Annotated in this window: 20 protein-coding genes; 8 read left to right on the forward strand and 12 right to left on the reverse strand. The window is 69.0% G+C overall.

What is annotated here, in order from left to right:
• Positions 1 to 108: 108 nt before the first annotated feature.
• The 3 genes from purB to B1818_RS00455 all read right to left on the reverse strand — a co-directional run bounded on the left by purB (position 109) and on the right by B1818_RS00455 (position 2,694).
• Entirely contained in the window at positions 109 to 1,536 is a 1,428-nt protein-coding gene (gene purB, locus B1818_RS00445) for an adenylosuccinate lyase (protein WP_058251227.1), read from the reverse strand.
• 63 nt (positions 1,537 to 1,599) lie between these two features.
• Positions 1,600 to 2,001: a hypothetical protein gene (locus tag B1818_RS00450; protein WP_058251411.1), complete on the reverse strand. Its 402-nt coding sequence runs from the start codon at positions 1,999 to 2,001 to the stop codon at positions 1,600 to 1,602.
• 99 nt (positions 2,002 to 2,100) lie between these two features.
• Entirely contained in the window at positions 2,101 to 2,694 is a 594-nt protein-coding gene (locus tag B1818_RS00455; protein WP_175404307.1) for a TetR/AcrR family transcriptional regulator, read from the reverse strand.
• A gap of 181 nt (positions 2,695 to 2,875) precedes the next feature.
• Between B1818_RS00455 and B1818_RS00460 the strand changes: the two genes are divergently transcribed.
• From B1818_RS00460 to B1818_RS00470, 3 genes are all read left to right on the forward strand, one after another.
• Positions 2,876 to 3,631 (forward strand): DUF6882 domain-containing protein, encoded by a 756-nt coding sequence (locus tag B1818_RS00460; RefSeq protein WP_058251413.1) that lies wholly within the window; start codon positions 2,876 to 2,878, stop codon positions 3,629 to 3,631.
• Between the two features lie 53 nt (positions 3,632 to 3,684).
• On the forward strand, positions 3,685 to 4,176 hold the full coding sequence (locus B1818_RS00465) for a nucleoside deaminase (RefSeq protein WP_058251228.1): 492 nt from the start codon (positions 3,685 to 3,687) through the stop codon (positions 4,174 to 4,176).
• An 80-nt stretch (positions 4,177 to 4,256) separates the two neighbouring features.
• Entirely contained in the window at positions 4,257 to 5,201 is a 945-nt protein-coding gene (locus B1818_RS00470; RefSeq protein WP_058251229.1) for an alpha/beta hydrolase family protein, read from the forward strand.
• A 68-nt stretch (positions 5,202 to 5,269) separates the two neighbouring features.
• On the opposite strand, the gene purD is transcribed toward B1818_RS00470, so the two are convergent.
• From purD to B1818_RS00485, 3 genes are read right to left on the reverse strand one after another with little or no spacing between them, the layout of a single operon-like run.
• Positions 5,270 to 6,523, reverse strand: coding sequence for a phosphoribosylamine--glycine ligase (gene purD / locus B1818_RS00475; RefSeq protein WP_175401151.1), 1,254 nt, complete (start codon positions 6,521 to 6,523; stop codon positions 5,270 to 5,272).
• Between the two features lie 54 nt (positions 6,524 to 6,577).
• Positions 6,578 to 8,656, reverse strand: coding sequence for a glycosyltransferase family 39 protein (locus tag B1818_RS00480; RefSeq protein WP_078111677.1), 2,079 nt, complete (start codon positions 8,654 to 8,656; stop codon positions 6,578 to 6,580).
• Entirely contained in the window at positions 8,653 to 9,918 is a 1,266-nt protein-coding gene (locus B1818_RS00485) for a bifunctional glycosyltransferase family 2/GtrA family protein (RefSeq protein WP_078111678.1), read from the reverse strand. Before B1818_RS00485 ends, B1818_RS00480 begins: the two co-directional genes overlap by 4 nt.
• 137 nt (positions 9,919 to 10,055) lie before the next feature.
• On the opposite strand from B1818_RS00485, the gene B1818_RS00490 reads away from it, so the two are divergent.
• Entirely contained in the window at positions 10,056 to 12,176 is a 2,121-nt protein-coding gene (locus B1818_RS00490) for a RecQ family ATP-dependent DNA helicase (protein ID WP_078111679.1), read from the forward strand.
• A 91-nt stretch (positions 12,177 to 12,267) separates the two neighbouring features.
• On the opposite strand, the gene B1818_RS00495 is transcribed toward B1818_RS00490, so the two are convergent.
• Positions 12,268 to 12,693, reverse strand: a complete 426-nt coding sequence (locus B1818_RS00495; protein WP_004020640.1) for an HIT family protein — start codon at positions 12,691 to 12,693, stop codon at positions 12,268 to 12,270.
• Between the two features lie 200 nt (positions 12,694 to 12,893).
• Here B1818_RS00495 and B1818_RS00500 point away from each other — a divergent pair, with 200 nt between their 5' ends.
• Entirely contained in the window at positions 12,894 to 13,889 is a 996-nt protein-coding gene (locus tag B1818_RS00500) for a DNA adenine methylase (protein WP_058251234.1), read from the forward strand.
• A gap of 17 nt (positions 13,890 to 13,906) precedes the next feature.
• Complete coding sequence (locus B1818_RS00505) at positions 13,907 to 14,746, forward strand: hypothetical protein (RefSeq protein WP_058251235.1); 840 nt, start codon at positions 13,907 to 13,909, stop codon at positions 14,744 to 14,746.
• Here the strand turns inward: B1818_RS00505 and B1818_RS00510 are convergent.
• The 4 genes from B1818_RS00510 to B1818_RS00525 all read right to left on the reverse strand — a co-directional run bounded on the left by B1818_RS00510 (position 14,743) and on the right by B1818_RS00525 (position 18,025).
• Positions 14,743 to 16,137, reverse strand: coding sequence for a cell wall metabolism sensor histidine kinase WalK (locus B1818_RS00510; RefSeq protein ID WP_175404308.1), 1,395 nt, complete (start codon positions 16,135 to 16,137; stop codon positions 14,743 to 14,745). The two genes, B1818_RS00505 and B1818_RS00510, sit on opposite strands and share 4 nt — an antisense overlap.
• A gap of 61 nt (positions 16,138 to 16,198) precedes the next feature.
• A complete protein-coding gene (locus B1818_RS00515; RefSeq protein ID WP_058251237.1) occupies positions 16,199 to 16,921 on the reverse strand; it encodes a response regulator transcription factor in 723 nt (240 codons plus the stop codon).
• A gap of 93 nt (positions 16,922 to 17,014) precedes the next feature.
• Positions 17,015 to 17,701 carry a DUF899 family protein gene (locus B1818_RS00520; protein ID WP_058251238.1) on the reverse strand — a complete coding sequence of 229 codons (687 nt, stop codon included), beginning with the start codon at positions 17,699 to 17,701 and terminating at the stop codon, positions 17,015 to 17,017.
• 114 nt (positions 17,702 to 17,815) lie between these two features.
• Positions 17,816 to 18,025, reverse strand: a complete 210-nt coding sequence (locus B1818_RS00525) for a hypothetical protein (protein ID WP_058251239.1) — start codon at positions 18,023 to 18,025, stop codon at positions 17,816 to 17,818.
• Positions 18,026 to 18,197: 172 nt separating this feature from the next.
• Between B1818_RS00525 and B1818_RS00530 the strand changes: the two genes are divergently transcribed.
• The gene (locus tag B1818_RS00530; RefSeq protein ID WP_058251240.1) at positions 18,198 to 18,437 is read left to right on the forward strand and encodes a three-helix bundle dimerization domain-containing protein; all 240 of its coding nucleotides are present in this window, start codon (positions 18,198 to 18,200) and stop codon (positions 18,435 to 18,437) included.
• Positions 18,438 to 18,465: 28 nt separating this feature from the next.
• Here B1818_RS00530 and B1818_RS00535 read toward each other — a convergent pair whose 3' ends face one another.
• On the reverse strand, positions 18,466 to 18,828 hold the full coding sequence (locus B1818_RS00535; protein ID WP_058251241.1) for an Rv2640c family ArsR-like transcriptional regulator: 363 nt from the start codon (positions 18,826 to 18,828) through the stop codon (positions 18,466 to 18,468).
• Positions 18,829 to 18,929: 101 nt separating this feature from the next.
• Here B1818_RS00535 and B1818_RS00540 point away from each other — a divergent pair, with 101 nt between their 5' ends.
• A complete protein-coding gene (locus B1818_RS00540; RefSeq protein WP_058251414.1) occupies positions 18,930 to 19,415 on the forward strand; it encodes an ArsI/CadI family heavy metal resistance metalloenzyme in 486 nt (161 codons plus the stop codon).
• Positions 19,416 to 19,429: the final 14 nt, after the last annotated feature.

Below are 19,429 nucleotides of genomic sequence, written 5' to 3' on the forward strand. Positions count from 1 at the left end.
GTGGCTCGCTTCGCTCGCACCTCAGGGAGCAGACGGGGTCGCGCTCCTCAGGGAGCAGGGGGTAGCAGGCACTCCGACGTCACCGCGCCGAAGTGAGATGGCGGAGAGCTACAGGATCGGCGCCGGCGAGTAGCCCGCGGCGTCGGGGTACTGCCCGATGATCTTCTCCGCGGCCGCGATGACGTCGGCGACCTGCTGTTCGGCGGCACCGACGAAGGCCGTCTTGTCGGCCAGCAACGCGTCGAGCTGCGCGCGGTCGAGCGGGATGCGGTCGTCGGCGGCGAGCCGGTCGAGGAGGTCGGGTTCGCGTCCCTCCTCCCGCATGGCGAGCGCGACCGCGACCGCGTTCTCCTTGATCGCCTCGTGCGCGGTCTCCCGCCCGACGCCGGCGCGCACCGCGGCCATCAGGACCTTGGTGGTCGCGAGGAACGGCAGATAACGGTCGAGTTCGTTGGCGATCACGGCCGGGTAGGCGCCGAACTCGTCGAGCACCGTCAGGAAGGTCTCCATCAGTCCGTCGATCGCGAAGAACGCGTCGGGCAGGGCCACGCGACGGACGACCGAGCAGAAGACGTCGCCCTCGTTCCACTGCGCGCCCGCCAGTTCGGCGGCCATCGAGCCGTATCCGCGGAGTACGACCGCGAGCCCGTTGACGCGTTCGCAGCTGCGGGTGTTCATCTTGTGCGGCATCGCCGAGCTGCCGACCTGACCGGGCTGGAAGCCCTCGGTGACCAGCTCGTGGCCCGCCATCAGCCGGATGGTGTGGGCCAGCGACGACGGCGCGGCCGCCAGCTGCACGAGTGCCGACACCACGTCGTGGTCGAGCGACCGCGGATAGATCTGGCCGACCGAGGTGAACGAGCGGGCGAACCCGAGGTGATCGGCGACCCGGCCCTCGAGGTCGGCGAGCTTCACCGCGTCGCCGCCGAGCAGGTCGAGCATGTCCTGCGAGGTGCCCATCGGCCCCTTGATCCCGCGCAGCGGGTAGCGGTCGATGAGTTCGCGCAACCGGGTGAGCGCGATCATCAGCTCGTCGGCGGCCGAGGCGAACCGCTTGCCGAGCGTGGTGGCCTGGGCGGCAACGTTGTGACTGCGTCCGGCCATCACCGTCGACGAGTAGTCGGCGGCGCGTGCGACGATGCGCGCGAGCACTGCCACGCCGTGGGCGTGGACGTGTTCGAGCGAACGCAGGATCTGCAGCTGCTCGACGTTCTCGGTGAGGTCGCGGCTGGTCATGCCCTTGTGGATCTGCTCGTGGCCGGCCAGGGCGTTGAACTCCTCGATCCGGGCCTTCACATCGTGGCGGGTGACCCGTTCACGCTCGGCGATGGATGCGAGATCGACCTGGTCGACGACGCGCTCGTAGTCGGCGATGGCGTCGGCCGGTACGTCGATGCCGAGGTCGCGCTGCGCCTTGAGGACCGCGATCCACAGTCGCCGTTCGAGCTCGATCTTGGTGCTCGCCGACCACAGTTCGGCGAGATCGGCGGAGGCATAGCGGCTGGCCAGGACGTTGGCGATGACGGGCTTCGACACCCGGTCAGTGTAGGTCGCGGCCGTCGCGATCCTCAAAACCCGGAGAGGGCCGCGCACACGCGGTCAGAACGCGATGCACGCCCCGTTGGACCCGTAACCCTGTCGCACGCGGACGAACGTCGGCGCCGACACCTTCCCGTTCTGCACGGCATACAGATACTTGTCACCGGTCCGGTGCGGCACCCAGGTGGTCGAGGCGAGCGCACCCTGCGGCAGGTCGCGTCCGACGAAGCGCGGCGGCAGACCCGCCTTGACCTCGAAGAACTCGACCCAGCCGGACGAGTTGACCGCCACGGTCAGCGGATAGGTGCAGCCGGTGCCGTAGACCGCCGAGGAGAACGGGACCGACGCATCGACCCGCCCGGCCGGCGCGGCCTGCGCTGTCGGGGCGACGAACGCCGTCGCTGCCATGACGGCCGCGCCGAGCGCGGCCCCGACTCCCACCATCCATCGTCTCGCTGACACGCGATCCCCTTCCCCGTCGGTGACCTGACGCCCCATCGTGTCATCGCCGCGTCCACCGCGCGGTGAGTTCGCGAGGTTCGGCCCGGACACTCCGTCCGGTCACTCCCGTGGGGCGAGGACGTCGACGACGTCGAGCAGGGCGTCGCGCACCGCGTCGACCGGTCGTACGGCCGTCTGGGACAACGCTCCCACGATCGCTCCGTCCTCGATGCCGATCAGTTGCGCGATGTGCGCCGGATCGGCGACCCGGTGCGACTTCACCAAGACCTCGCAGTGGTGGAACGCCAGCGATTGCCCCCGGCTCGCGACGACCTCGCGCAGAAGCGGATACCGGGCCGCGAGCGCGATCATCTCGTACCGCGCGGACAGTTGCTGGAGGGTGGTGTCGGAACCGACGAAGACGTCGGCGAGGGCACCCGCCGTCGCCGTGCTGCCCCGGTGCCGGCGCGGAAGAGCGTTGCAGCGGGCGGCGACTGCGGTCTCGTCGTGCGCGCACAGATAGGCGGCGGCCTCGGCCATCAGGTCGTCGAGGGAACCGAAGTAATAGGTGGTCGACGCCAGCGGTAGTTGCGCGCGCTCGGCCACCGCGCGATGACGCACCGCATCGAAGCCTCCTTCGAGCAGCAACTCGCCGGCAGCCTCGATCAGTCGAGACCGCCGCCGCGCACCCTTCGGTGTCGCCGCCGAGGTCATCATGGGAGTCAATGCTGCCAAAGGGCCGGTACCGTCGTATCGCTTTCACCAAAGCGATACACGCCCAGGCGGATTCCCGTATAAGCCCGCTGACCTCGGCGGAATGCCCGACGGCGGTCGGCCGTCAGTCGGACGTCGGACAGAGGGGTACGACGACCACACCCGCGGTTACCGTGACCTCATGCAGTTCGACGGCCTCCATGCTGTCGCCGATTACGCGGCGCTCTACACCTGTCTGCGGCAGGTCGCGTTCGCCGACTTCCTGCGCGAACGGCTCGGTAGCTTCGAGTCGCGCTGCGACCCGGCGGAGCGGTCCGTCGTCTTCACCTCGACGGCCTCGTCCGACCCGGACGGGCACCGCGACTGTGTCCGTTCACGTGCCACCCTGATCGCGGTCATCGAATCGGACGCGATCGTGTGGGGGTGGGCCCATCCTCGCGGCGAACCGGCGGGTCCAGCCGCCGCGCTGCGCGACGTCGGCGCCCGATTCGGCGTCGATGATTTCGCCGTTCCCCGGGTGTCGTTGCCGCCCAGCCTCTCTCGCGACCAGATCGCCGACTACCGGACGCAGGCGATCGACATCGTGGCCGCGGCCGCGGTCGAGAGCACCGGGATCAGTCCGTACTGGACGGCACAGCACGACGACGGGGATCTCGCGGTGTACCTCCTCGACGACGTCGCGCTGCCCGAACCGACCTTCGCCGACTTCGCCACCACGATGCCGACGGTGATGAGATCACTTGCGGTCAACGATCATCGGGTCGCGATCCACGGGATGGCCGCGCGACGCGGCTGGCACATCAGCTGGCGCACCGGCTCCGACGGCGGCCGGTCGCCGATCTGCGACGTCACCGACGGCGAGTCGGTGGCGCACGTCGAGTTCGACCGGCGCGCGCGGCCCGTCGACTTCAGCTGTGAACTCGTCGGGCAGGCCTGAGACACTCGCCGTTCGCCCCACGCCGGCGTGCGGAACCGTGCGACGATCGGGACATGTCCCCCGACAGTCACGAGGACCCCGACATCACCCATCTCCGGCAGGCGATCGACCTCGCCGCCCGGGCCCGGACGCGCGGCGACCACCCGTTCGGCTCACTGCTTGTGGCGCCGGACGGCAGCGTGGTCGCCGAAGCGATGAATTCCGTGGACACCTCGGGTGACCCGACCGGGCATGCCGAGACGAACGTCGTCCGCGCGGTCGGGCACCTCGATCTCGACACGCGCGCCGAGCTGACGCTGTACACCAGCACCGAGCCGTGCGCCATGTGCGCCGGCGCGATCTACTGGGCCGGGGTCGGGACGGTCGTCTACGCGCTCGGCGAGGACGACCTGCGGGAGATGACCGGCGACGATCCCGCCAATCCCACGCTGGCGATGCCGTGCCGACGGGTCTTCGAGGCGGGCAGTCGGCCGATCGTGGTACGCGGTCCGTTCGCGATCGACGCCGCACACGAGGTCCACGACGGTTTCTGGCAGCACAGCTGAGAGGAATTCCTCACAACGGTGCGCGTCGGGAGCCATTCCGTTGCGGCGGGACGGGGGTCGGCCATTACCCTGTTGACTCGATGACCCGAGTGCCACCCCTCCCCAGCAATCCCGACGAACACGCCCGTGCGTTCGTCGGGCGTCGTGCTGTCCTGGCCGCCGGCCTCGGCGCCGCCGCCCTGGGGGTCGCCGCGTGCTCGGGGTCGACCCCGCCGACGTCGGTGGAGCCCCGCAAGCTCGAGGGTCGGGCCGACGATGAACTACCGGTCGAGGCGTCGCCGCCACCGGTCACCGGCGGCCCACCGCTGATCACCGGCAGCTTCCGCTCGGCGCGCATGGCCGGGCGTGACACGCGCTGGGCCGTCGCCCGGCCCAACGGGGTGACGGGCACCCTGCCCGTCGTCGTCGTGCTGCACGCGCTCAACACCAACGAGAAGTCGATCTTCGGGCCGAAGCTCGAGATGCAGTCGGTGATGCAGCAGTACGTCGACGCCGGGAACGCGCCGTTCGCGCTGGCCGCCGCCGACATCGGGCGCAACTACTACCACCGACGCACCGACGGCGCCGACGGGGGCGCGATGATCCTCGACGAGTTCCTGCCGATGCTCGCGAGCAACCCCGACCTGGACCTGTCCACCGAACGCATCGGCCTGTTCGGATGGTCGATGGGCGGGTACGGCGCGTTGCGCCTGGCGGCCATGCTGGGTTCGCCGCGTGTCGCCGCGGTCGCGGTCAGCTCCCCCGCGATGTGGGCCGACCCGCGCAACTTCCCGCCGCGCGCCTTCGACGGCCTCGCCGACTACCAGGCGAACTCGCTGTTCGGGGCCCAGCCGAAGTTCGCGAAGATCCCGCTGCTGATCAACATCGGCTCGAGCGACCAGTTCTACACCTACACACGGCAGTGGGCCGCCGGACTCCGGCCACCGGCGGCGTTCGGGACCGCGGCGGGTGGTCACACCAATCGCTACTGGCGCAGCGTCCTGCCCGAGCAGGTCGAGTTCCTCGGGCGGAACCTGGCGGTCTGAGTCGACCGTCATTCCCTATTTCGTTCTCGCTCAACCGATTTCGGTGAACGGGAACGAGGGAGCGAGACTCAGATGCTGATCCGGCCCTCGAGGGCGTTGCGGCCGATGTCGCGGCGGAAGTGCGAACCGGGGAGCTTGATGTTCGCGATCCGCGCGTAGGCCTGCTCGCGGGCTTCGGCGAGATCGGCGCCGGTGCCCACCACCGCGAGCACCCGCCCACCCGAGGAGACGACGGCGCCGTCGGCGTTGCGCGCGGTGCCGGCGTGCAGAACCCCGTCGGTGTCGGCACCGGTGATGAGGTCGCCGGTGCGCGGCTTGCCGGGGTAGTTCTCCGCGGCGACCACGACGGTGACCGCGGCCCCGTCGCGCCACTGCAGCGGCGGGAGGTCGGCGAGGGTGCCGGTGGCGGTCGCGTGCAGCGCCTGCCCGAGCGGCGATTCGAGCAGGGCCAGCACCGCCTGGGTCTCCGGATCGCCGAAGCGACAGTTGAATTCGACGACGGCGGGCCCGTCAGACCCGATCGCCAGACCGGCGTACAGCAGGCCGGAGAACGGGATGCCTCGTCGAACCATCTCGGCGGCAACGGGTTTGACGACCTCGTCGACGATGCGCGTGGTCATCTCGGCGGGCAGCCAGGGCAACGGCGTGTAGGCACCCATCCCGCCGGTGTTCGGTCCGGCGTCGTCGTCCCCGACGCGCTTGTGGTCCTGCGCGGGCAGCAGGGGCACCACGGTCTCGCCGTCGACGAGGCAGAACAGCGACACCTCCGGCCCGTCGAGGAAGCTCTCCAGCAGGACGGGGTGGCCGCTCTCGAGGCACTCGGCCGCGTGATCGCGGGCGACGTCGCGGTCGGCGGTGACGACGACGCCCTTGCCTGCGGCGAGTCCGTCGTCCTTGACCACCCAGGTCGGGCCGAAGCGGTCGAGCGCGGCGTCGAGCCGGGCGGGGTTGTCGACGATCTCGGCGTGGGCGGTCGTGACCCCCGCGGCCTTCATGACGTCCTTCGCGAACGCCTTCGACCCCTCGATCTGCGCGGCCTCGGCACTCGGACCGAAGGTCGCGATGCCGGCCGCGCGCAGGGCGTCGGCGACCCCGAGGACCAGGGGCACCTCGGGACCGATGACCACGAGGTCGGCGCCGATCTCGCGTGCCAGCGCGACGACCGCGTCGCCGGAGACGGCGTCGACGGGATGGTTCGTGGCGATCGACGAGGTGCCGGCGTTGCCCGGGGCGACGTGCAGGTCGGTGACCGCCGGATCGTTCGCCAGACCGATGAGGAGGGCATGTTCGCGGCCGCCCGAGCCGATCACGAGTACGCGCACGTCCATGACTCTAAACGCCGGTACCCGTGACCGCCCAAACGGTGTCGGCGCCGGTCAGCTCGTGGGCTGGGTGAGGTCGTACAGGGTCACGCCGTCGACGGTTGCGGCGGTGAAGTTCTCCTGCACCCAGGTGCTGATCTGCGACGACGGTTGCGACGAGTTGCCGCCCATGCCGCCCCCCATACCGGGACCGGAACCGCCACCGATGAAGTAGTGGATCTTCTTCGCGGCCACGAGCTGCTGGAATTCGGCCAGGGTCGGCGACGGATCGCTGCCGTTGAATCCGCCGATCGGCATCACCGAGTGTCCGGTCTCGAGCTGGTAGCCCGACGCCGACATCGAGCCCACGGCAGCTGCGACCCACGTGTACTCGTCGGCGTCGGCGGTGAGCCTGTCCACGAGCGCCGCCGACGGCGTCGAACCACGGAGCAGTCCCCCGGCGGCTCCGTCGCCACCGCGACCGCCCCCATCCTGTTGACCCATACCGGGCATCCCCTGCCCGGGTGCTCCCGATCCCTGCGGTGGCATGCCGGGCATGCCCCGTCCGCCGGGTCCACCCGGGCCACCTCGTCCACCCGGCCCACCGCCACCGGGACCGAATTCGCCCTCGACGCGCGGTCCGGCGGTGATGATGGATCCGCTCTTCTCGGTCGCGATGGTGTCGACGGTGTAGGCGACCGGCCCGGCCAGGCCCGCCATGATGGCCCCGATGAGCGCTGCGGCCGCGACGGTCCGACGCTGGGTGAAGACCATGGCCACCGCGGCGAGGAGTCCCACGACGAGGACCGCGTATCGCAGCCACGGCACGAAGTCGGGTGTGCGATCGAGCAGGACGAAGCCCCAGATCGCGGCGGCCGCGACGGAGATCCCGAGCGCGATCCGCACCCACAGCCGGTCCCGGTGCGACCAGCACACCGCCGCGCCGCCGGCGACGACCGCGGCGACCGCGGGAGCCAGTGCCGCCGTGTAGTACTGATGGAAGATCCCGGCCATGAAGCTGAAGACACCCATCGTGACCAGCAGCCACAGCGCCCAGACGACCAGATACGCACGGCGCGGGTCGGTTCGTCGGGCCCTGCCGATCAGTACGAGTGCCACGGCGGCGAGGATCAGGCCGGTCGGGATGAGCCAGGCGATCTGACCGCCCTGCGCGGGTTCGAACATCCGCAGCCAGCCGGTCTCGCCCCACGCGCCGCCCCCGCCTCCGGGGCCACCCGGTCCACCGCCCATGCCCTCCATCGCGTTTCCCCCACCACCGGGGACGACGGCGCCGGTCTCGTTGCCGTTGAGCCGGCCCAGGCCGTTGTAACCGAGGGTCAGCTCGAGGATCGAGTTGTTCTGCGAGCCACCGATGTACGGACGCGACGATGCGGGCCACAGCTCGACGGCCAGAATCCACCAGCCCGCGCTGACGATCATCGCGCCGAGCGCGGCGAACAGTTGTCCGATCCGGCGCAACCAACCACGCGGCCCGAACGCGAGGTAGGTGATCGCCAGCGGGGGCACGATCAGCATGACCTGGAGTTGCTTGGTGAGGAAACCGAAGCCGACGAACACGCCGGTCAGGATCAACCACCGCCAGCGACCGTCCTCGAGTCCCTTCATCATCGACCAGACCGCGGCGATCATCAGCAGGATGAGCAGCGCCTCGGGGTTGTCGAAGCGGAACATCATCGCCGCGACCGGGGTCACCGCGAGGGTCACCCCCGCGACGATGCCGGCCCAGTGGCCGAAGTACTTCCGGGTGATCAGGTAGAGCAGCGCCACCGAGGCGACGCCCATCAGCGCCTCGGGCACCAGGATCGACCACGAGTTGACCCCGAAGATCCGGGCGCTGAGACCCGGAATCCACAGCGAGGCAGGCGGTTTGTCGACCGTGATGGAGTTCGCCATGTCCGACGACCCGAAGAACCACGCCTTCCACGACTGGGAACCGGCCTGGATCGCAGCCGAGTAGAAGGAGTTGGCCCACCCGTTGATCGACAGGTTCCACAGATAGGCCACCGTGGTGCCGACCAGTAGCGCCGCCAGCGAGAGACGTTCCCAGATGGCACTTTTCGCCGGTGAACGCGTCACTCCTAGGGAGTCTGCGGGCGCAACGGAGCCCGCCGGGGAGACGAGGGTGGTACTCATGCGGCAACCTCCGTGTGGTGAGCGGGTGCCTTGCGGAACACCCAGCGGAGACCGACGAACCGGGTGAGCGTCGCCACCAGGTTCGCGATCACCAGGATCATCAGTTCGATGTGTTTGGTCGCGTCGGGGGCGACGGTGTGGAGAACGAACAACGCACCCGAGGTGACGACCCAGCCGAAGAGGAAGACGCCGAGGCCGAAGAGCTGGTGACGCAGGGCGTTGTCGCGTCCGCGGATGCCGAAGCTGAAGCGCCGGTTGGCGGCGGTGTTGAGGACCGCGGTGATCGCGAGGGCGACCACGTTCGAGATCTGGGCGCCGAGGAACGAGTGCAGCGCGAGGAACAGCACCGCATAGGCAAGCGTCGAGGCCACGCCCACCACGCAGAAGCGGGCGAGCTGCCCGACCATGCCCGTCGGCACCCCGTCGAGCTGTGGTCCCGCGGCCCGGTCGCGGCCGATGGAGGCGCGTAGCTGGGCGATCGGCAACCGGCCCATCGCGAGTGCGAGCCCCACGCGCGCACAGCCTTTCAGATCCGCGATCGCGGTCGGCACGATGTCGACGGTGCTGTCGGGGTCGTCGACCCAGTCCACCGGCACCTCGGCGATCCGCAGACCGATCTGTTCGGCGAGGACCAGGAGCTCGGTGTCGAAGAACCAACCGGTGTCGGCGACGAACGGCAGCAGTTCGCGGGCGATGTCGGTGCGCATGGCCTTGAATCCGCACTGCGCATCGGAGAACCGGGCGCCCATCGCAGTGCGCAGCATCAGGTTGTACGAGCGGGAGATGAACTCGCGCTTGGGTCCTCGGACCACGCGTGCGGAGCGGTTGAGGCGCGTCCCGATCGCGATGTCGGAGTGCCGCGACACCAGCGGGGCGATGAGCGGCATCAGGGCGTTGAGGTCGGTCGAGAGGTCGACGTCGCAGTACGCGACGATCTCGGCGTCGCTGTGCTGCCACACCGCGCTCAGCGCGCGTCCGCGGCCCTTCTGTTCGAGGTGGACGACGCGAACGCCCTCGAGTTCACCGGCCAGTGCCACGGCGATCTCGAGGGTCTCGTCGGTGCTGGCGTTGTCGGCGACGGTGATCCGCGACGCGTACGGCACATGCGCGCGCAGGTGGTCGGCCAGACGACGCACCGACGACGCGAGGTCGGCCTGTTCGTTGTAGACGGGGACCACGATGTCGAGTACCGGATTCGGTGTGGAGCTGTCGGCGAGGGTGTACATGAGTGCCGTGTCGCCCGGCGGTGCTTCTGGGATCATGCCGACGACTCTCGGTCCCCAGGCTCCCGTCACTCTGCGTGCGAGCTGCCAGGTTCCTGTGAACGCATGCGCCCTGTGATCGGGGCGTGTGGACAGACCATGTCAGCGTGTCCGACGGCGCCACTACATTGGGGCGCATGGCCGCAACCCTCGCCCCGGACCAGCTGACCGCCGCCAACCGCGTCATCACCAGCCTGGCCGGTGAGGGCGCCGCGCTGCGTGACGACCAGCTCCGGGCCGTGACCGCGCTGGCCGGCCGCCCCGCCGACCCCACCGAACGCGGTGCGCGGGTCCTGGTGGTCCAGGCGACCGGGTGGGGCAAGTCGGCGGTCTACTGGTCGGCGACCGCGATCATCCGCTCGGGCGGTGGCGGGCCGACGCTGATCGTGTCCCCGCTGTTGTCCCTAATGCGCGACCAGGTCGCCGCCGCCGCCCGCGGCGGGTTGTCGGCGGCCACCCTCAACTCGTCCAACGTCGACGAGTGGTCGATGATCGAGGCACAGCTGCGCGCCGGCGACCTCGACGTCCTGCTCGTGTCGCCGGAGCGGCTCGCCAACCCGGGCTTCGGCCGCCGGGTCCTCGACGCCCTCGCCGGCAACCTGGGTCTGCTCGTCATCGACGAGGCGCATGCGGTCTCCGACTGGGGTCACGACTTCCGCCCCGACTACCGCCGTGTCGCCGACGTGCTACGCACCGTCAACCCGACGACGCCCGTCCTGGCCACCACCGCCACCGCCAACGGCCGTGTGACCGAGGACGTCGCTGCCCAGCTCGACGCCGGGGCCGGCGGTGAGCCCACCCTCGTCCTCCGCGGCCCGCTGGCGCGAAAGTCTCTGCACCTCAACGTCCTCGACGGCCTCTCCCCGGTCCAGCGGTACGGGTGGGTGGCCCAGGCGCTGCCGGCCCTGCCGGGGTCGGGCATCGTGTACGTGCTGACCGTCGCCGACGCCGACCGCCTGGTCGAGGCCATCCGGGCGGTCCACGGTGACTCCGTCGCGGTGGCGGCCTACACCGGCCAGCTCGACGCCGACCGCCGCCACGAACTCGAAGACGCGTTGCTGCGCAACGAGGTCAAGGCCCTCGTCGCGACGTCGGCGCTCGGAATGGGTTATGACAAACCCGATCTCGGATTCGTCGTGCATGTCGGGTCCCCGCCGTCGCCGGTCTCCTACTACCAGCAGGTCGGCCGTGCCGGACGCGCCCTCGACGACGCCGTCGTGATGCTCTTGGCGTCACAGACCGACGATCGGATCTGGGACCACTTCGCCACCGCGACGATCCCCGACCCGGACAAGATGCGAGATCTGCTCGGCGCGCTGGAGTCCGCGGACGAGCCGCAGTCGGTGGTGCAGCTCGAGGCTGCCACCCGATTCCGGCGCACCCGAATCGAATTGATGCTCAAGCAGCTGGCGGTCGACGGCGTCACCGACCGAACCCCAGACGGGTGGGTTGTCACGGGCAAGCCCTGGACCTACGAGTCCGAGCACTACGAGGGCATCCTCGCCGTGCGCCGTCGGGAGGCCGACATCATGCGCGCCTACATCGCGGGGCGCACCTGTTTGATGCGGCTGCTGACCGAATCACTCGACGACCCGCAGGCCGCGGACTGCGGTCGCTGCTCGGTCTGCCGGGGCGCCCTCAGCGAAGGACTCCCCGATTCGGTCGACGCCGAGATCGTCCGCACCGTGACCTCGACGCTGCGTCGCAAGGCCCAGACCCTGGACCCCCGCAAGATGTGGCCGGGCGGCGAATTCGGCCGTCGCGGAGGGATTCCCGCCGATCTCCTGGCCGAGCCGGGTCGTGTCCTGGCCCATGCCGACGCCCCGGAGTGGGTCGAGGTGCTGGCCGCGGCCCGCAACGGCGACGAGCGCGCGCTCGCCGAGTTGAGCGACGCCGCGGTTGCGACGCTGGCCGCGTGGGTGCGCGACACCGGTATCCGGGCCGACGTCATCGTGTCGCTCCGGCTGACCGGCACCGTCCTGGCCGAGACCCTGGCCGACCACCTGCGGAAGGTCGGGAAACGCGAGGGCGACAGCTTTCCCGTGCGCATGGGCGATCCGCCCACCGACGCGACCGGCGCGGTCGAGGCCGCGTACTGGCGCGACCACCTCGGCGACCCGCCCGACGTCGCGGGCCGCGCCGTGCTGCTCGTGGTCGACGCCAACGGCTCGGGCTGGCCGATCACCCTGGCCGCCGCCGCCCTCCGCGAGGCCGGCGCCACCGCGGTGCTACCGCTGCTGATCCACCGGACGGTGTGAGCCCTACGCAAACCCACCCCTTTTCGGCATACCCAGCACCCTGACGAGGGGTGGGTTCGCCGAAAAGTGGTGGGTTTGCCGGACGGTCGGGTCAGTCGGCGACGTACTCGCCGTACCCGAGCGACCGGAGGCTGGCGCGGATCTTCTCGGCCGCGGCGTCGAGGTCCTCGGGGCGGGCGTTCTTGTTCGCGTTCGCGAGGTCGAAGGTCTGCATCGAGAGCGCCGGGAACACGTGGACGTGCACGTGCGGGACTTCGAGGCCGGCGATGAGCAGGCCCATCCGCGGCGCGTCGAAGGCGTCCTTCACCGCGCGACCCACGTTCTGCGCGACGGCACTGAGGTGCGCGAACGCGGCGGTGTCCATCTGCTCCCAGTGGTCGACCTCGGCGCGGGGAACCACCAGGACGTGACCGGGCGTGACCGGTTCGATCGTGAGGAACGCGACCGCCTCGCCGTCCTTCCAGACGAATCGACCCGGGAGATCGCCATTGATGATCATGCTGAAGACCGATGCCATGGGCCGAGTCTAGGTGTTGCGGGCGTCGCCACGGTGACGCCGCCGGCGACGGCGAGTGTTGTCCCGGGATGTCAGGGGTCCATGACATTCTTTTCGGTGTGAGTGGGCCAGAATCATCCCGGGCAGGACGCACGTCCCGAGCCGTCGTCGGATCCAGCGACATCCTGGCCCGCGCCCAACGGTTCCCCCGCCTCCGGTACATGGGCTCCAAATACCGGCTGCTGCCCCACCTCGAACGCACCTTCGCCGACATCGGCGGAACCACCGCGGTCGACGCCTTCTCCGGTTCCGGAGTCGTGTCCTATCTGCTGAAGGCGCAGGGCTTCGAGGTCGTCAGCAACGACTTCCTCAACTTCCCGCACATCATCACCCGCGCGTCGGTGGCCAATTCGAGTGTCCGGCTCGAGCCGGAACTGGTCGAAGCAATCTGCGGTCCGCCCGCCGACGATCGCGACTACATCTCGCGGACCTTCGACGGGCTGTACTTCACCACCGAGGACCGTGCGTTCCTCGACTCCGCGTGGTCGCACATCGACGCACTGCGCGGTTACCGACGCGATCTCGCGATCGCCGCCCTCGTCCTCTCGGCCGCCCGCAAACAGCCCCGTGGCGTATTCACCTTCACCGACTCGACGCGTTACGCCGACGGTCGTCGCGACCTGACGATGTCGCTGCGCGACCACTTCCGTCTGCGGGCAGCCGCGGATTACAACGCCACCGTGTTCAGCAACGGACGCAACAGCCGGAGCGTGCAGGGCGACATCTTCGACCTCGAATTACCCTGGGCAGCACCGGACCTCGTGTACCTCGATCCCCCGTATGCCCCGCCGACCGACGACAACGACTACATCAAGCGCTACCACTTCCTCGAAGGCCTGTCGGCCTACTGGCGCGGGATGAGCATCATGGAGAACACCAAGACCAAGAAGCTGCCGAAACGCTTCACGCCGTTCGCCTACAAGCGGACCATCGAGGACGCGCTGCTGCGTACCTTCGAGCATTTCGAGGACGCCGGCGCCATCGTGCTGTCGTACTCGTCGAATGCGTTGCCGGGCAAGGACCGAATCGTCGACCTGCTCGGGAAGGTCAAGCCGTCGGTGGAGGTCATCGCGATCGACCACAAGTACAGCTTCGGCACCCACGCGGCGGCGACCCGCCGCGACGTGAGCGAGTACCTGTTCATCGGCCGGGACTGAGTGGACGACTTTCCACGATGAGCACCGCGGGCGACTTCGACGACTATCTGCAATCGTTGGGACGGTTGACCTCTCACGTCGACCCCACCGCGTCGACGCCGGAGGCCGAGCGGATCACCCAGGCCACGGCGCGTCTCGGTGAACTGCTCGACACCGACATCGCGGGACTGGCGGCGTGGGTGCGTGACAACCCCACCGATGTCCCCGTACTGGGGCTCGCCGTCGGGCTGTCCCAGGAGAAGCTGAAGAACGCCCTACGCGACCGGTTCGACACCAGTGGGTGGCATGCATTGGCGCGCGCACAACCGGTCGAGCTGGTGACCTGGCTCGACACCGAATTCGACCTGGTCCGCATGTTGCGCACCCAGCTGTCCCGCACGTTCACCTTCGCCGACATTCTCGTGGCCCGCGCCGGCACCCGCGCCACCGCCACCCGCGCGGGCGCGTCGGGCCGGCGTGTCGAGGACGAGATCGAGGACATCGCCCGCGACATCGGCCTCGACTACGTCACCCGCTCGCGGTTCGCGGGACGCAACGGCCGGACCGCGCCCGCCGACCTCATCGTCGGCGACCCGGCGTCGGCCGACATCGTGGTCGCGGCCAAGGGCTTCGACTCGACGGGCTCCAAACTCACCGACGCGGTCCGTGAGATCGAGGAGATGGCCGAGGTGCGGCTGCCGACCCAGCTCGTCCTCGCGGTGATCGACGGGATCGGTTGGAAGTCACGGCAATCCGACCTACGCCGCATCCACCAGCTGTGGGCCAACCGGCAGATCGACGGGATGTACACGCTCGTCGGACTCGACCGGTTCCGCGACGACGTCACCGAATTCGCGAAGTTGCGCCGGTTGATCTAATCGGCCTCCGCGAGCGGTAGGCGCACCCAGAACGTCGCTCCCGCACCGGGGCTCGTGTCCACACCGACGCGGCCGCCGTGCGCGGCGACCAGTGCCGCGACGATCGAGAGGCCGAGGCCGCTACCGCCGCCGGAGCCGCGATGTCGGGACGAGTCCCCGCGGTAGAAGCGTTCGAAGACGCGCTCGGCGTCCTCGGGCGAGAGCCCCGGCCCGGTGTCGGCGACGGTCAGCACCGCCTCCCCGGGGCTCGCGGCGTCGTCGACGCTCACCCCGACCGTGATCGAGGCGTCCGCCGGGGTGTGGTTCACGGCGTTGCCGATGAGGTTGCGCAGCACCTGGACCAGGCGGGGCCCGTCGCCGAGCACGACCGGCGGCCGATCGCCCGGGACGACGTCGAGCCGGATCTCGCGCTCGGGGGCGGCGACACGGGCGCTCTGCACGGCATCGGCGGCCAGGCCGAGGAGGTCGACGGGTGCCGAGTCCAGCGGCCGCTGCGCGTCGAGTCGCGCGAGCATCAGCAGATCCTCCACCAGCAGGTTCATCCGGCCGGCCTCGTCGTCGATGCGCCGCATCGCGTCGGTCACGTCGGGGACGCCGCCCTGTGAATAGAGTTCGGCGAATCCCTTGATGGACGTGAGCGGGGTCCGTAGTTCGTGGCTGGCGTCGGCGACGAAACGGCGCATCCGCTCCTCGGAGGCGCGGGCCTGCTGTTCGGACGCGGCCGTCGAGGCGAACGCATGCTGGATCTGGCCGAGCATCCGGTTCAGCGAGTCCGACAGACTGCCGACCTCGGTGTTCGGCGGCGCCGGCGGCACCCGCCGCGTCAGATTGCCCTCCGCGATCTCGTGCGCGGTCTCCTCGACCCGGCGGAGCGGGCGCAGACTCGTGCGCACCAGGACGTAGCTCAGCACCCCGATGAGCAGGACGACCAGCGCGCCGATCGCGAGCTGCAGCCAGACCAGCCTGCTGACCGTGTCGTCGATGTCGGACATCGGGGTGGCCACGATGGATCTGCCGAAGCTGTTGCTGTGCTTGATGACCCGCCACTGCGGCCCGTCCCCGTCGACCGACGGGACGGTGACGGGTCCGGCGTTGTCACCGGTCAGTCCACTGAGGTCGGGTGCGTCGTCGAACTGGTTGTAGACGTTGTCGGCCGACATCCCGCCGGGCCCGTAGACGACGGACTCGACGTAGTAGGGCGACGGCGGCCGACGCGGCCCGGGTGGGCCGGGGCCGTCGCCGAGGAGACCACGGGGTTCGGCCCACGTGCGTACCGCGTTCTCCAGCCCCTCGTCGGCGCGGGAGATGAGGTCCTGCCGCATCGACGAGGTCACCGCGACACCGGAGGCGAGGAGTCCGACGGCGACGAGCAACACCGTCAGCGCCACCATCGAGATCCGCAGTGGGACACCGCGCTTCCGCGTGCCGCGGCCGGCACTCGTCACCGTCGCATCAGTCACGGGGCTCACGCATCACGTAGCCGACGCCGCGGAGGGTGTGGATGAGTCGCTTGTCCCCGGTGTCGAGCTTGCGCCGCAGGTACGACACATAGGATTCGACGACGTTCACCTCGCCGCCGAAGTCGTAGTTCCAGACGTGGTCGAGGATGCGCGGCTTCGACAACACCGTGCCCGCGTTGACCATGAAGTAGCGCAACAGCGTGAACTCCGTCGGCGAGAGGGCGACCAGTTCGCCCGCCTTGAACACCTCGTGGGTCTCGTCGTCGAGTTCGATGTCGGCGAAGGTGATCTTCGACGACGCGCGCTTCTGGTCGTCGAAACCGCTGCGGCGCAGCAACACCTGTAACCGGGCGACGACCTCTTCGAGACTGAAGGGTTTGGTGACGTAGTCGTCACCGCCGATGGTGAGGCCGTTGATCTTGTCCTCCACCGTGTCGCGCGCCGACAGGAACAGTGCCGGCGCCTCCACCCCGTCGGCACGCAGCCGGCGCAGCAGCCCGAACCCGTCCATTCCCGGCATCATCACGTCGAGGACGAGGACGTCGGGTTTGGCGATGCGGCATCGGTCGAGGGCCGCCGGACCGTCGGCGGCGGTCTCGACCTCGTAGCCCTGGAACTTCAGCGACACCGACAGCAATTGACGGATGTTCTCCTCGTCGTCGACCACGAGGACCTTCGCGCCGCGCGTGTTGTTCTGTTTCGCCGCTTCACTCACACGACCAGAGTCCCAGGCGGCCCTGGAACCTCACTGTAGGCACGCTGGGAGATTCCTGTGAACGCTGACCAGCGGATTCACCTCGACGTGAACTCAAGCGTCGGGATCACCATACGCCGCGGCCATCTCCTCCGAGCCACGCCACCGCGAATAGGTCGGACTCTGGGGCCATCCGTCTGGGGAGTCCTGCCACTCTTCCTGCCGCCCGTAGGGCAGCACATCGAGTAGTCCGAACGTGAAGCCCAGCTGTTCGGTGCCGCGTCCCGTCGAGTGCCACGTGCGATAGACGGTGTCGCCGTCCCGGAGGAACACATTCACGGCGAACCCCTCGCCCGGCGCGGCGTCGACGTCGGCGGAGAACGTCGTACCCGCCGACGAGTACCAGTCCATGCGATTGCCGACCCGCCGCTTGTACGCCAGCACCTCGTCGATCGGCCCGTGCGTGATGATGACGAACCGTGCGTCGTAGTCGGCGAGGTAGTCGAGTCGGCTGAACTGGGTGGTGAAACCGGTGCAGCCGGGACACTGGAACCGGGCGCCGTCGGTCCACATGTGGTTGTAGACGATCAGCTGTGAGCGTCCGTCGAAGATGTCGACCAGACGGATCGGCCCGGCGGGCCCAGTGAGGACGTAGTCGTCCATCTCGACCATCGGGAGTCGACGACGCTGCGCGGCGATGGCGTCGAGTTCGCGGGTCGCCGCCTTCTCGCGGCGCCGCAGGTCGGCCAGCGCCGCCGCCCAGGTGTCGCGGTCGGCGACGGGTGGGAATGCCGCGCTCATGACGATTCCTCTCGCATGACGGTGCCTTTCGCTCGGTGAATGTCGATGGTGAGTACAGTCCACCGGGTCAGACCCGGTCCGACCCTCGAATTCATCGAAACGCGGGGCGCGCGGTCAGGCGGAGAGTTCGTATCTGTCCTGGAGGCGTCGTACGTGCTCGCGGACTTCGTAGAGTTCCCGACGCGCCGTGCGGAGGGCCTTCTCGCCCCCGGTTCCGTTCTGCAGCCTGTCCACGAGGGAATCCGCGACACGTTCGAGCTCCTCCATCAGCACGCGTGCCTGCGCCTGTGCGACGGGATCGACGGGACGGCCGGAACGAACCATGGCTGACATCGTAGGTTCTCGGATCGTTCACCGCCGACCCTCCCCGTCTCGCCCTGCGGGCAGTCGACTCACTCCCCGATCGAGGTGGAGCGCCGATAGCGGCGAGATGAACGGTGCGTGAACCCATTCGTCAGGAGAGACCGCTTCGTCGTGTTCGAACTAAATTGTGTCCATGGATGCGAATGACGAACTTCGTCAGATCAGCGAAGTGCAGCACCGGCTGATCGGCCTCTACTCGCACCGGTCACCGGACGACGTCGCCGCGGCTGTGGAAAAGGCGTACAAGCACTTCGACGGGACCGAGGTCCGCGACTTCGTACCTCTCCTGGTGGAACGCCGCGCGAACAAGGCACTCGGCGGCACCGACGTGATGGCCGACCCCGCCGCCGTCCCGCCGCATGTCGGTGAGTGACCCCTGACCAGTCGTAGGGCCCCCGCGTTCAGCAGCAGCCGGCGGTCGCGCTGAGAACGTTGCGCACGGCCTCCAGCGATTCTGGCCGGGCACGGTAGTAGACGTTCATGCCGCGACGCTCGGGCGCCACCATGCCGGCCTTTCGCAGCTGCCCCAGGTGATGGCTCGTCGTGGCCTCGGCGAGTCCGACGGCCGTCGCCAGATCGCACGTGCAGATCCCGTCCTCCTTGTCGGCGAGGAGGATCGACACGAGCTTGATGCGCACCGGGTCGGCAAGTGCCTTGAGTCGCAACGCGATCTCGAGAGCGGCCTCGTCGTCCAGCGGCGCCGACGACACCGGCGGACAGCAGATGGGAGCGCTGATGTCGACCACCGGCAAGGTCTTGGGCATGAGCCGACCATACCTTCGTCATTGACATATGTCGAAAAGGTGACATCCTGCAAGAACCAATGTTTTCGACATATGTCTCACAGGTGAAGGTGGTTCCCCTCATGTCCCGCATGCAACTCGCACTCAATGTCGATGACCTCGATACCGCGATCGAGTTCTACTCCAAGCTGTTCGACACCCCGCCGGCCAAGCGAAAGCCCGGATACGCGAACTTCGCGATCGTCGAACCGCCGCTGAAACTGGTGCTCCTGGAGAACCCGGGCCGGGGCGGCACGATCAACCATCTCGGAGTGGAGGTCGAATCGAGCGAGACGGTGCATGCCGAGATCGCCCGACTGTCCGGCGAAGGCATGTTCACACAGCAGGAGATCAACTCCACCTGTTGTTTCGCAACGCAAGACAAGGTGTGGGTCACCGGTCCGAGCGACGAAAAGTGGGAGATCTACACCGTGCTCGCGGATTCCGACACCTTCGGAACCAGCCCGAAGCTGTTGGCCGAGAGCGGTGTCGACGAATCCACCGAGGGGTCGGTGTGCTGCGGCGGTAGCGCCACCGACCCCGCCGACGCTCGCACAGCCTGCTGCTGACCGAGCGTCGTCGT

Source organism: Gordonia sp. IITR100, from assembly GCF_002009645.1.
GTDB classification, from domain to species: domain Bacteria; phylum Actinomycetota; class Actinomycetes; order Mycobacteriales; family Mycobacteriaceae; genus Gordonia; species Gordonia hongkongensis.

Coding starts and splice junctions, on each gene's coding strand:
- B1818_RS00460 (WP_058251413.1), top strand. CDS start 2,876: ATGCAGTTCGACGGCCTCCATGCTGTCGCCGATTACGCGGCGCTCTAC.
- B1818_RS00455 (WP_175404307.1), bottom strand. CDS start 2,694: ATGACCTCGGCGGCGACACCGAAGGGTGCGCGGCGGCGGTCTCGACTG.
- B1818_RS00465 (WP_058251228.1), top strand. CDS start 3,685: ATGTCCCCCGACAGTCACGAGGACCCCGACATCACCCATCTCCGGCAG.
- B1818_RS00530 (WP_058251240.1), top strand. CDS start 18,198: ATGGATGCGAATGACGAACTTCGTCAGATCAGCGAAGTGCAGCACCGG.
- B1818_RS00540 (WP_058251414.1), top strand. CDS start 18,930: ATGTCCCGCATGCAACTCGCACTCAATGTCGATGACCTCGATACCGCG.
- B1818_RS00500 (WP_058251234.1), top strand. CDS start 12,894: ATGGGCTCCAAATACCGGCTGCTGCCCCACCTCGAACGCACCTTCGCC.
- B1818_RS00520 (WP_058251238.1), bottom strand. CDS start 17,701: ATGAGCGCGGCATTCCCACCCGTCGCCGACCGCGACACCTGGGCGGCG.
- B1818_RS00510 (WP_175404308.1), bottom strand. CDS start 16,137: ATGGTGGCGCTGACGGTGTTGCTCGTCGCCGTCGGACTCCTCGCCTCC.
- B1818_RS00525 (WP_058251239.1), bottom strand. CDS start 18,025: ATGGTTCGTTCCGGCCGTCCCGTCGATCCCGTCGCACAGGCGCAGGCA.
- B1818_RS00480 (WP_078111677.1), bottom strand. CDS start 8,656: ATGAGTACCACCCTCGTCTCCCCGGCGGGCTCCGTTGCGCCCGCAGAC.
- B1818_RS00535 (WP_058251241.1), bottom strand. CDS start 18,828: ATGCCCAAGACCTTGCCGGTGGTCGACATCAGCGCTCCCATCTGCTGT.
- B1818_RS00490 (WP_078111679.1), top strand. CDS start 10,056: ATGGCCGCAACCCTCGCCCCGGACCAGCTGACCGCCGCCAACCGCGTC.
- B1818_RS00485 (WP_078111678.1), bottom strand. CDS start 9,918: ATGATCCCAGAAGCACCGCCGGGCGACACGGCACTCATGTACACCCTC.
- B1818_RS00495 (WP_004020640.1), bottom strand. CDS start 12,693: ATGGCATCGGTCTTCAGCATGATCATCAATGGCGATCTCCCGGGTCGA.
- B1818_RS00505 (WP_058251235.1), top strand. CDS start 13,907: ATGAGCACCGCGGGCGACTTCGACGACTATCTGCAATCGTTGGGACGG.
- B1818_RS00470 (WP_058251229.1), top strand. CDS start 4,257: ATGACCCGAGTGCCACCCCTCCCCAGCAATCCCGACGAACACGCCCGT.